The organism is Nitrososphaera sp. (genome assembly GCF_050748925.1).
In the GTDB taxonomy this organism is placed as follows: Archaea; Thermoproteota; Nitrososphaeria; order Nitrososphaerales; family Nitrososphaeraceae; genus Nitrososphaera.
Map to the genome: position 1 here is coordinate 1 of NZ_JBOGQF010000064.1, position 9,994 is coordinate 9,994.

A 9,994-nucleotide genomic window follows, 5' to 3' on the forward strand; every position below is an offset into this window, starting at 1 on the left:
ACATAAAGCACGGGGTTGACAAAGACCAGGTCATTTTCTTCCTTGAAAAAGTCAGGTGCCACTCCTCCTTTTCGGATATCAGAAATAGCGACAGTTCGTTAGGCCGGCTGGATGAAATAAAACAGCACTTTTCGCCAGCGGCAAAGGCATTTCGCTGGTAGCTCCTAAGACGCAGGTCGGCTCGAAACGTGCCAATTTTGAAGATTCTTATGCAAGCTGGGTACAATATATCCGTGGGAAATTCTTCTATCCTGCGAGATGATGCTAAATGCCAATGCTGATGCTAAAGTGCAAGACCTGCGGAGAAGTATTCCCCGGCCTTTACGTCCCCGAAGGGAGCACCGTCAGTTTCAAGTCAACTGCCACAAACAACGATCCCTCCCACGCCTGCTCGCGGGGACACAAGAACGAATACATCACAGAAGATTATCTGGACTGGTCCTGACTCGTTGAACAAGAAAATAATACTTGTAACCTACCCTGACAGCTTTACTTTGGCAGAGGCAAAAAGCCTGGTAGATTCTGCCGACCGCGAAACCGTCAAAATCTTTACCCAAAAGTACCTGAACCATTCCCAGTACGGCATGGGCGCAGGCAAGGCAGAGGAGGTAAAGGAATCTGTCAAGGAATCCGGCGCGGAGCAAATAGTCGTCGACGAGCGCCTTACTTCGAGGCAGATACACAACCTTGAAAAACTGGCCGGCGTGCCTGTAATCGACAGGGAGCGGCTAATACTTGACATCTTTTATTCCCGGGCCACGACGACGGAGGCAAAACTGCAGATCGAGCTGGCCGAAATAAAGTACGGGATGCCTCGCGTGCGGGAAAACGCGAAACTGACCTCCGGCAACGAGCGGGCCGGAAAGGGTGGCATGGGCGAGTACGTGGTCGACGTAAAGTTCCGCGACTTGAAAAGGCGCATGTCGTTTATCAAAGAAAAGCTGGACGAAGCCAAAAAGAAGCGCCAGCTCTACCATGTCCAACGAGTAAAGACCGGGATGCCCGTCTTTTCCCTCGTTGGCTATACCAGCTCTGGCAAGACCACCCTGTTTAACGTCCTTACGCAGGAGCAGAAAGAGACCTCCAGCAGCCTGTTTACGACGCTCTCGACGACCACCAGGGCACTGCAACTTAACGACAAAGAGGCGCTGCTTACAGACACCGTCGGTTTCATCAGCCGGCTGCCGACATACATGATAGACGCGTTCAAGTCCACGCTGGAAGAATCGCTTGCGGCCGATATTATCCTGCTCCTGATCGACGCCTCTGAAGACCTGCAGGACATCAGGATAAAGTACACGGCGTGCTGGCAGGTACTTGAGGAGCTAAAAGTGGACAGGTCAAAGGTAATCGTGGTTTTCACAAAGTACGACATGTTGGGTTCGGAAGAAGTGGTCGGGCGGATCGCCCAGGACCTGGCTATACCGCATCCTCTGGCCATATCGTCAAAGACAGGCTATGGCCTGCACAAGCTAAAGACGCTGCTCAACTCGCCCACTGGCAAAAAGGTTCCTATGTGATATACGCGCCTTTTTGCTGCACTGCAATAACTGCCTTATTAAGAGGCGCCGGTCATCCTAAAATGATCTTTTTTGGTCGGCTGGAGTTATATCATTGTCTGCAGGAACTGCGGGTACATCTCGACGGAAAAGCTGCCGGAAAAAGAGGCGAAGGCGCAGTTGCACGCGCATGTGGCAGGGGGCAAGGGCTGCACTACGGGGCACATTGACCTGATGAAAGTAAGGACCTGAATCTAGATCTCGGCCTTTTTATACAGCATCTTTACGCACTCTGAATACGTCCTGTACTTGAACTTGATCTCCTGCACGGGGCTGTCTGCCTTTAGCAAATCCTTGCTCGTATCGATCTTGTATTTCATGCCAATATCCCTTAGAATTTCATTTACCGTTGAATTTTGGTACGACTCGACAATCAGTTCCGCCATGATATATCCGTGATACTGGGTTGCTTATCAAACTATGCAGTCCGCGCCTCTGCAAGCTGGGAAAGAACTATAGAAACCTGCCAAAGCCCTTTGTATAAAGGAGGAGCGTCAGTATCGATGGCGGAACCAAGCCAAGCATCAGGTAGCTGGGCCCATCTCCGCCGGGCACGTCCATGTTGTTGACGAGCACTATCATTACGAAAAGTGAGCCAAGGAGCGTCACTCCAAAAAACACCGCGGTGGCCACCAACAGCCCGAGCACGCGCAGGTTCCCTCCTTTGTTCATGAAACAAGTTTGCCGGCTCCCTTATTATAACATATTTTGGAGAAAAACGGCCCCGCCCAAATGGGCGGGGTAGGCAGATTGCAGAAGTATATGGGACACCTTCTGCACACCTAATGCATTGGATAATGTCTTTTCAGGCTATAAGCTGCAGGTTTGCAGGCACAAAATATTATGAATATTATTGCAAAATATTAACGTGCATGCAACCGAGCCCTGTCCTTGTGACACGCTTCATCTGCTGTCGAACATCATCCAAAAGAGACTGGCAGGATAACCTTCAATCAAGCATCCTTCTGATGACGTCATAGTGCGTAATGTACAGCCTTCCCTTACTTGTGACGACTAGCCACTCGCCTGCTTCCCTGAGCAGGCCATAGGCAAGCAGAACGCCGACATAGCGGTCTATGTCAAACTCGGCGCGGCAGGCAAGGCGTTCCTTTGTGTTGCCTTCCAGGCAGAGCATGAGCATGTTCGCCAGAACTTCGTACGCGGATCTTATGTTTCTAGTGTTCCCAATTCTTGGGAGAGAGTAACAGAATGGCAAGAGCATGACATTATAGGCCATAATCTTGCCTTATTTTAAACATTATGTCAAAATATTATGTTCTTCAAATGTAGGATTGACCTACGAAATTCGCAGCTTGCTATTATGGCAAGCAGAAGCATTGCAGGTTTATTCTTTACCGGATAGGCATATAGAACTAGGCGCAAACATCTTACTGTGGCAATGTCGCCTGTCATAGCCTGTATGGTAATTGCCACCCTTGCTGGCCCGTGGGGACACGCCTTTGCGAGTCGTGGCGGCCCAGTCCCTTGCCGTGACTGACATGGCCGGCAACAGCCTGGCGCTGATAAAGCCGGGGTCGCAGTTCATCATGTCAGTCGGAGTCACAAACACTGGAGACGCGCTGAGCGAATACGTGGCGGTGCTTGAAGCCCGTGACTCTGGCGGCATCACCCGGTGGCTGGTCACGGGCAGCGGCCTGCTCGGGCCGGGGCAGTCGACAAGGGTGAGCACAGTCCTTTCACTTGACGACCCTGGCCGCTATACGTTTCGCGCTTTTGTCGTTGGCAGCTTTGAGAGGCCCCTGTCCTTTTCGCCCGTTGCCTTTGCGTCAGCGTCCGTCATTGACTACCCGGGCATCTATGTCCCGCTCTACAAGTATCCTGACCTGTGGAAGCCGGACGGCGTCTGGAACACGCTCTTCAAGGCAAAGCAGGTCCATCCGTCGGTATTGTTTGTGGTCACGGTAAACCCGTCGTCGGGTCCCGGCGACAGGCAAAACTCAGCCCACGCCCACGCCATTTCAGAGCTGCAAAAAAGCGGGGTCGAATACATCCTTGGGTACGTGCCGACAAACTATGCTCAGCAGAACCCCGGCCGGACCCTTGACGATTTGAAGGCAATGGTCAACAGGTACAGGTCATGGTACCCGCAGGTGAACGGAATAATGCTGGACCAGGCAGGCTCGGGGGATGGCCAGCTGCCGTTCTACAGGGAGCTCGCAGATTACTCACGGTCGCAGGGATTGGAGTTTGTCCGGGCAAACCCCGGCGCAAAGGCCGCCGAGGCGTACGTTGGCGTCTTTGACAACCTTGCCATCTATGAAGGCGACGCGCTGTCCACCGCCTTGCAGCTGCAGGAAAACACCTACTTTCCAGCGCATCCTACTGAAGGCTTTTCTTTTATTTCAAAGAACGTCGCCTCGCTTGATCCTGCATACGTCGCCGAGATCAAGGGCTACGTCGGCCTGTTCTACATAACCGACGATGTCGAAAGGGAAGGCGACCGCAACCCGTACAACTCGCTTCCGGGCTATTTTAGAGATCTTGTCGATCTACTCGACGGCCAGCCTGTTCAGCATTTCCAATAGAGCGATCCTTATCGTCGAGATGCCCGTCCTGAAGGGGTAGGCCCCGCTCCCCTGGTTGGTTATGGGGTTCACCCATTCGTAGAACGCGCGCACCTTGGACTGGCTGTCGCTTGAAGCCAGCATCGAGAAAAGGGTCTGGCATTCGTCAATCCTGCCATGGCGGCTTCGGGCGAGCATTTCAATCCCCGTTATCCAGGGCCAAAAAGTGTGGTTGTGGTACTGGTTTGGGTGGAGGACCCAGGGGCCGGTCTTTTTCAGAGCCGACTCTGTCACCAGGGGCCACCTGTCCTTCCATATCCTGTTCCTGACGGTGTCAAGCGTGCTCTTGGCCCGGCCGGTCGCGGCTCTGTTGTTTTCGGTGACGGCAATAAGGTAGAGCACGACGTCCTGGGTGAGGGCCATGTGCGGGCTTTCGTCATGCAGGTCGACGTACACGCCGTCCTGCTCTGACCACAGTTTCTGCTCGACCGCGTCCTTTGTCCGCCCCGCCATTGCGGCCAGCCTGCCTGCTTCGCCTCCCATGCCAAGCTCTGACGTGAGTGACGAGAGGTTTTCAAGCGCGAGTATCCAGCACGCCTGGCTGTACACTATCTTGCCCTTCCTGAGCACGGTGTCCATCCAGTCCTCGTTGTGGCCCTGCTCGAGCAGCCCGTCGCCGTCGACATCTCTTCCTGCAAGGAAGTCGACCGCGCTGAGCATCTTGGGCACCACAAACTCTATCGCCGTCTCGGGGTTTGACACAACGGACGAGACGGCAAGCTCTTGCGACTCTTTTGCATGCTGGAAAGACGACGGGAACGCCAGCCCCGCCTTTAAGCACGACTCAAAGATCCACGCGGTGGTAGAAACCATCAGCGCGGTCGAGTCGATGTCGGGGTCCCGGCCATAGACTTCGGAAAAGCCGTGGAATATCGTGGTCGGCAGCGCGCCTTCGAACCTTTTCTGGGCCCCGGGCCGGGCAACCTGCGACAGGTAATTTGCTTCCGGCGAGCCCCTGCCGTAGATTATTTTTTCTCCTCCCGCGTTTATCTGGTGCGACCATATGTACAGTATCTCTTGCATCACGTGCTCAAACCGGCCTGCCAGGAACCAGTCCTTCAGTATGTATGACGCGTCGCGGCACCATACCGCCTTGTAGTATCCGCCCGGGTTCACGCCTTCGTCCAGGAACTCGTCTGTCGATTCAATGAACTTTTTCGCTTCATTTGACAGCAAGTGCCACTCGTTGCTAGCTTTCACGGTCTACTCCTGATATACAGGACATTTCCCCCTTTTTAGCTTACAATAGGCTTATGTGGGATGTTTGCTAATAAAATGTGAAATGAGAAAATTAGAATACAAGTGCCGGTCCTGCGGCCAGCAATTTGAGTCGCTGGGCGACATGCAAAAGCATGTGCTGATAGCGCACCTGCAGAAAGGCGACATCGTCGAAAAGCCTAAGCACGTCCAGGCCGCCTAGGCGCCGTAAAAGGGCCAGTGGCATCAATGAACCACCCAAGGGGCTTGCCGGTATTTCCCGGGCGCTCTGGGGGAGCGTGACAGCACCTGCCCGGGTTATTTCCAGTTCTAGCCACCGACTCTTGATGAGAGTTTCAGGCCCGCGAACTAAAGCGTTATAGTCACCTGTACGCAATTACGTGGCGATTTCTTTGCCGGCCTTCAGTTTTGTGACTGCGACCCTCCATATTTTTGTGAAAACATGGCAATGCACCACCTGCATGGCCCAAAACGGTACGGCTGCCCAGAAACCCTGTATAATTATAGGACGGCTTTATCAGCGTGGTTCCGAGATACTTTTTCCTGACCAAAGGCGTCGGAAGGCACAAGGACCAGCTGGGCTCGTTTGAAATGGCGTTGAGGGACGCCCTGATAGAGCGCATTAACCTGGTCACGGTGTCAAGCATAGTGCCGCCCGGATGCAAGCTCGTCACAAAAGAAAAGGGGGCGCAGATGCTAAAGCCGGGCGAGATAACGTTCGTGGTCATGACCCGCGGTGCGACAGACGAGCCCCACCGCCTTCTCGCCTCGTTAGTCGGGGTCGCAATCCCTGCCGGCAAGGAAAAATACGGCTACCTGTCAGAGCACCACTCTTTTGGCCAGACCGAGGAGACCACCGGCGACTATGCGGAGGACCTGGCCGCGACCATGCTTGCAACCACGATGGGCATATCGTTTAACCCTGCGGTCGCATGGGACGAAAGAAAGCAGCTGTTCAAGTCAAGCGGGCTCATCATAAAGACGGCCAACGTCACCCAGTCTGCGACAGGCGACAAGGGCCGGCTGTGGACCTCTGTCGTCGCAGCGGCCGTCCTGGTGCCCTAGAGGCCCGATTTCTGTATCCTCTTCAGGATGCCTAAAAGCTCGTTTATCTGCTCGTCGTCAGGGCTGTCGGTGTTGAGGTCTGCCACGAGCTTGTTTATCTCCTCAAGCTCCTTTGTAGCCGACGTGTCTTCGACCAGGTCGACGAGCACTTTTGGCTCAAATGGCTTTTGGATCAGCTCCACTACCTGCTCCAGGTGCTTGACAGAGTCCCTGAGCGTCTCCTTGACAAAGGCAGACGCAAAGACTATTCTCTGGCTCCTGTTGAGTGCCAGTATCGCCTTTGCCGCCTCCAGGCCGTCGACCTTGGGCATCCTGTAGTCCAGCACGACGACGTCAAAGGGCTCGTACTTGGACGGTTTTTTGCCCGACTCTGCCAGCTTTTCAAACGCTTCTTTGTAAACTCGTATGCACTCCTCTCCGTCCTGGGTAATCCTGACATGGTGACCCTTGGCCTCCAGCGCAATGCGGTACAGGTTGGTCATGTTAGGGTCATCCTCTGCAACGAGGACGTTCATTTTCATTATTTGGTCTCTTAACACCGCGTTCGTATATAAGCAGTTGTTAGCCCGGCAGCTGATGACAAGTGGTGCATGCGGTTGATTGCGCGACGCTTATGAAGCCACACCTTTCTACCAAAAGTGCTAGTGTGTGTTTCCAGTGGAAACATGGCAAAATAATTGTTCTTTTATATCACCCGCAGCGGTTGCGCGGTAAGGTGCGGCGGGAAAAGCTAGGGCATAAACGGGTGCAAATCCCGCGGGGCCTCTGCGCGGTAGAATTCAGGGCAGCCTGCATGATGATTATTATTTGCAGAGAATTTCCGCCACAAGCAGGAGTCGTGCAATCAGGCGCCCGGGTCGTGGAGACAAGAGCGAGTCGAGCTAAAAGATCCCAAATATGCCCCTGCCGGACACGAGGCCTCCGACAATGTAGAGGCCGACCGAGCCTGCGAGCGCAAGGACCCACACCAGCTTGTTCCATGCAAATATCTTTGCGCCGTCAAGCCCCATGAACGGGATCAGGTTGAAAAGCGCTATCCAGCCGTTAAAGCGCGCCCCTGCCAGCATGAGGTCAGAGCCAGTCGCATAATATGCGAGCATAAAGCCTGCGCCGAGCACAATGTTGGTGAGCGGGCCCACCAGCGATATCCTGCCGTTCCTGCGCTCGCTTATCGACCCGCTGATAAAGACGGCGCCGGGAGCTATGAACTTGAACGGAAGGAACGGGAGCGCAGATATCGCCGTGATTGCTGCGCCATACATGATGAGCCTGAATTCCGCCCACGCGCGGTAAAACTGGGCGAGGAACTTGTGCGCCAGCTCGTGCAGCACAAAAGCACTGACAAATATCGCCAGGTACTCTGGCCTAAAGCTGTAGCCAAAGATGGACATGCCTACTGCGGCCACGAGCGCCGTACCCAGTAAGAGGTGGCCTATCTCTGTCTTTGAAACCTTGAGAAGGACCGTGTTCCTGATGGTGCTTGCGACCCTTTCGCCGGCGCTGCCCTGCCTGCCGTGGATGTACTCGATAAACTCCCTGTCTTTTTCCGGCTGCCGCATAAAGTCGTTCAAAAACAGGCAGTCATGGTTTGGGGGAAGGCGGTGCTCGGAGCAAAAGTGGCCCTTGCAGTAGCGGCACCGAAATGCCATCTCCTCCTGACGGCCGCAAACCTCGCACTCCAACCGGTGTTTTTACGCATTTCAAGAATAAAAGGAAATGCACGCGGCCGCGCCATTTATGGCTGTGCATGGAGCTGTTTTTACGTACATCTCCAATAGATGTCTGGAAGCGTACTGGATGCTCTTTTTATCCCGTCGGAGCCTTACCGGGGCAATGCAAGCGCTCTCTGACAAAAAGCTCATTGTCAAGAACCTGTTCCTGTCAGACATACCAGAGGAGTTTATCGCCATGCAGCTGGACCTGGACATCCCGACTGTCGTCAGCATTCTAAAGGAAATGAACGCGTACAGGGCAGAATCCATAACCGCATAAGACATGCTGCACGCGCTAACGTACATTATGCCTGCCGCGATAATAGCGCTTGTACTATTGTTTTTAAAGGTAAAGCATCGCGCCCGGTTCCTTTGCGCGCAATGCGACGTCTCGTTTTCCTGGATTGATTCGTTGTGCAAGCACGCCGAGCTTGTGCACGGCAGCGCGCCGGCACCACAGACCAGGATACTGATCCTTGGAAGCGGTTTTGCCGGCATGGAGGCGCTCAAAAGACTCCAGAGCAGGTTCCAGAGCGGCCCGCAGGTCGACATTACGCTGGTGAGCAGGAACAACTTTTTCCTCTTTACGCCGATGCTGCACGAAGTCGCGTCCGGGATGATAGACACCCGCCACATAGCAGCCCCTGTCCGGGCGCTCTGCCAGAGGGCCCGCTTTTACGAGTCGGAGGTAGAGTCGGTGGACTTGGAGGGCAAGCGCGTCGTGATAACCCATGCCGTAGGCAGGGAGCCAAGCGGGGGATGCAGGCCCGAGCAGCTGAGCAGTCACGCTCTAAGGTACGACTACCTCGTCCTGGCGCTTGGCAACAGGACACGGTTCTCCGGCGACGGCGTTGAAAAGAACGCCTTTGCGCTGAAGGACCTGTACGACACCATTTTGCTCCGGAACCACGTGATAAGCATGCTAGAGCAGGCAGACCAGATGCCGTCAAGCCCGGGAGTTCGGCGCGAGCTGATGACGTTCGTGGTCGCCGGCGGCGGGTTCAGCGGGGTAGAGGTGGTGGGCGAGCTGAACGACTTTGTGCGCGACGCGATAAAGGGCCTCTACCATAACATCGACCCCGGCGACGTGCAGGTCGTGCTTGTGAGCTCGGCGGACCGCCTCCTGCCAGACCTGGATAGAGACCTCGGCGAGTTCGCTCTCAGGAAGCTGCTGGAAAAGGGGGTAAAAGTAATGCTCAACACGCGCGTAGAGCGCCATGGAAGACAGGCTGGCGCTTGCAAGCGGGGATGTCCTGCCATGCAGGACCCTTGTCTGGACTGCCGGCGTGACCCCTGAAAGGCTGGTGGCCGGGCTTGCATGCGAGCACGACGGGGCCGGCAGGATAAGTGTGAACGAACGTCTTGAGGTAAAGGGCCTTCCGGGGGTATACGCGGTGGGCGATTGCGCCTCGGTCATAGACAGGGCAGGAAAGCCATGCCCCGCAACGGCCCAGCACGCCCTGAGGCAGGGGCGGGTGGCGGCGGAAAACATTGCCGCGTCAATAAAGGGCAAGGGCGGGCGCGCGTTCAGCTACAGGACAAAAGGCGTGATGGCTACCATCGGCAAAAAGAACGGGATCGCCATCATTTATGGCGTCCGGCTCCAGGGGTTTCTGGCCTGGTGGCTGTGGAGGACGTTCTACCTTGCAAACCTCCCGACTATGGAAAAGCGGCTGCGGGTGATGGCAGACTGGACGATAGACCTGTTCTTTACCCGGGACATAACGAGGGTCAAGACCTTTGCGGCGAAGCGAGACAAAATAATGGTCGAGACCTAGTGCTGCTCGGCCGCCTTCCACTTGACGCCCCTTCCTTGGTGCGTCGTCTTTTCCCAGAACACCTGCATAAACAACTC

The 9,994-nt window shown here is 54.9% G+C and carries 15 protein-coding genes; 9 read left to right on the forward strand and 6 right to left on the reverse strand.

What is annotated here, in order from left to right; all coding sequences use genetic code 11:
• The first annotated feature begins 274 nt into the window (after positions 1-274).
• The 3 genes from ACREAY_RS06725 to ACREAY_RS06735 all read left to right on the forward strand — a co-directional run bounded on the left by ACREAY_RS06725 (position 275) and on the right by ACREAY_RS06735 (position 1,751).
• The gene (locus ACREAY_RS06725; RefSeq protein ID WP_431754996.1) at positions 275-445 is read left to right on the forward strand and encodes a hypothetical protein; all 171 of its coding nucleotides are present in this window, start codon (positions 275-277) and stop codon (positions 443-445) included.
• 4 nt (positions 446-449) lie between these two features.
• Complete coding sequence (hflX, locus tag ACREAY_RS06730; protein WP_431754997.1) at positions 450-1,520, forward strand: GTPase HflX; 1,071 nt, start codon at positions 450-452, stop codon at positions 1,518-1,520.
• Positions 1,521-1,592: 72 nt separating this feature from the next.
• Positions 1,593-1,751, forward strand: coding sequence for a hypothetical protein (locus tag ACREAY_RS06735; protein ID WP_431754998.1), 159 nt, complete (start codon positions 1,593-1,595; stop codon positions 1,749-1,751).
• Between the two features lie 2 nt (positions 1,752-1,753).
• Here the strand turns inward: ACREAY_RS06735 and ACREAY_RS06740 are convergent, their stop codons facing one another.
• From ACREAY_RS06740 to ACREAY_RS06750, 3 genes are all read right to left on the reverse strand, one after another.
• Complete coding sequence (locus ACREAY_RS06740) at positions 1,754-1,945, reverse strand: hypothetical protein (protein WP_431754999.1); 192 nt, start codon at positions 1,943-1,945, stop codon at positions 1,754-1,756.
• Positions 1,946-2,012: 67 nt separating this feature from the next.
• Positions 2,013-2,231 (reverse strand): hypothetical protein, encoded by a 219-nt coding sequence (locus ACREAY_RS06745; protein ID WP_431755000.1) that lies wholly within the window; start codon positions 2,229-2,231, stop codon positions 2,013-2,015.
• A gap of 277 nt (positions 2,232-2,508) precedes the next feature.
• Entirely contained in the window at positions 2,509-2,700 is a 192-nt protein-coding gene (locus ACREAY_RS06750) for a hypothetical protein (protein ID WP_431755001.1), read from the reverse strand.
• Positions 2,701-2,995: 295 nt separating this feature from the next.
• On the opposite strand from ACREAY_RS06750, the gene ACREAY_RS06755 reads away from it, so the two are divergent.
• The gene (locus ACREAY_RS06755) at positions 2,996-4,105 is read left to right on the forward strand and encodes a spherulation-specific family 4 protein (RefSeq protein WP_431755002.1); all 1,110 of its coding nucleotides are present in this window, start codon (positions 2,996-2,998) and stop codon (positions 4,103-4,105) included.
• On the opposite strand, the gene ACREAY_RS06760 is transcribed toward ACREAY_RS06755, so the two are convergent.
• Positions 4,070-5,344 (reverse strand): hypothetical protein, encoded by a 1,275-nt coding sequence (locus ACREAY_RS06760; protein ID WP_431755003.1) that lies wholly within the window; start codon positions 5,342-5,344, stop codon positions 4,070-4,072. The genes ACREAY_RS06755 and ACREAY_RS06760 overlap by 36 nt on opposite strands.
• A gap of 82 nt (positions 5,345-5,426) precedes the next feature.
• Here ACREAY_RS06760 and ACREAY_RS06765 point away from each other — a divergent pair, with 82 nt between their 5' ends.
• Together ACREAY_RS06765 and ACREAY_RS06770 are read left to right on the forward strand one after the other, a co-directional pair.
• On the forward strand, positions 5,427-5,564 hold the full coding sequence (locus tag ACREAY_RS06765; RefSeq protein ID WP_431755004.1) for a hypothetical protein: 138 nt from the start codon (positions 5,427-5,429) through the stop codon (positions 5,562-5,564).
• A gap of 320 nt (positions 5,565-5,884) precedes the next feature.
• Positions 5,885-6,427 carry a pyruvoyl-dependent arginine decarboxylase gene (locus ACREAY_RS06770; RefSeq protein ID WP_431755005.1) on the forward strand — a complete coding sequence of 181 codons (543 nt, stop codon included), beginning with the start codon at positions 5,885-5,887 and terminating at the stop codon, positions 6,425-6,427.
• Here the strand turns inward: ACREAY_RS06770 and ACREAY_RS06775 are convergent.
• Together ACREAY_RS06775 and ACREAY_RS06780 are read right to left on the reverse strand one after the other, a co-directional pair.
• The gene (locus ACREAY_RS06775; RefSeq protein ID WP_431755006.1) at positions 6,424-6,948 is read right to left on the reverse strand and encodes a response regulator; all 525 of its coding nucleotides are present in this window, start codon (positions 6,946-6,948) and stop codon (positions 6,424-6,426) included. The genes ACREAY_RS06770 and ACREAY_RS06775 overlap by 4 nt on opposite strands.
• Before the next feature lie 360 nt (positions 6,949-7,308).
• The gene (locus tag ACREAY_RS06780) at positions 7,309-8,109 is read right to left on the reverse strand and encodes an AN1-type zinc finger domain-containing protein (RefSeq protein WP_431755007.1); all 801 of its coding nucleotides are present in this window, start codon (positions 8,107-8,109) and stop codon (positions 7,309-7,311) included.
• A gap of 151 nt (positions 8,110-8,260) precedes the next feature.
• Between ACREAY_RS06780 and ACREAY_RS06785 the strand changes: the two genes are divergently transcribed.
• From ACREAY_RS06785 to ACREAY_RS06795, 3 genes are read left to right on the forward strand one after another with little or no spacing between them, the layout of a single operon-like run.
• On the forward strand, positions 8,261-8,419 hold the full coding sequence (locus ACREAY_RS06785) for a hypothetical protein (protein WP_431755008.1): 159 nt from the start codon (positions 8,261-8,263) through the stop codon (positions 8,417-8,419).
• A gap of 3 nt (positions 8,420-8,422) precedes the next feature.
• On the forward strand, positions 8,423-9,436 hold the full coding sequence (locus ACREAY_RS06790; RefSeq protein WP_431755009.1) for an NAD(P)/FAD-dependent oxidoreductase: 1,014 nt from the start codon (positions 8,423-8,425) through the stop codon (positions 9,434-9,436).
• A complete protein-coding gene (locus ACREAY_RS06795) occupies positions 9,357-9,917 on the forward strand; it encodes an NAD(P)/FAD-dependent oxidoreductase (RefSeq protein ID WP_431755010.1) in 561 nt (186 codons plus the stop codon). The genes ACREAY_RS06790 and ACREAY_RS06795 overlap by 80 nt, the downstream gene beginning before the upstream one ends.
• Positions 9,918-9,994 lie beyond the last annotated feature (77 nt).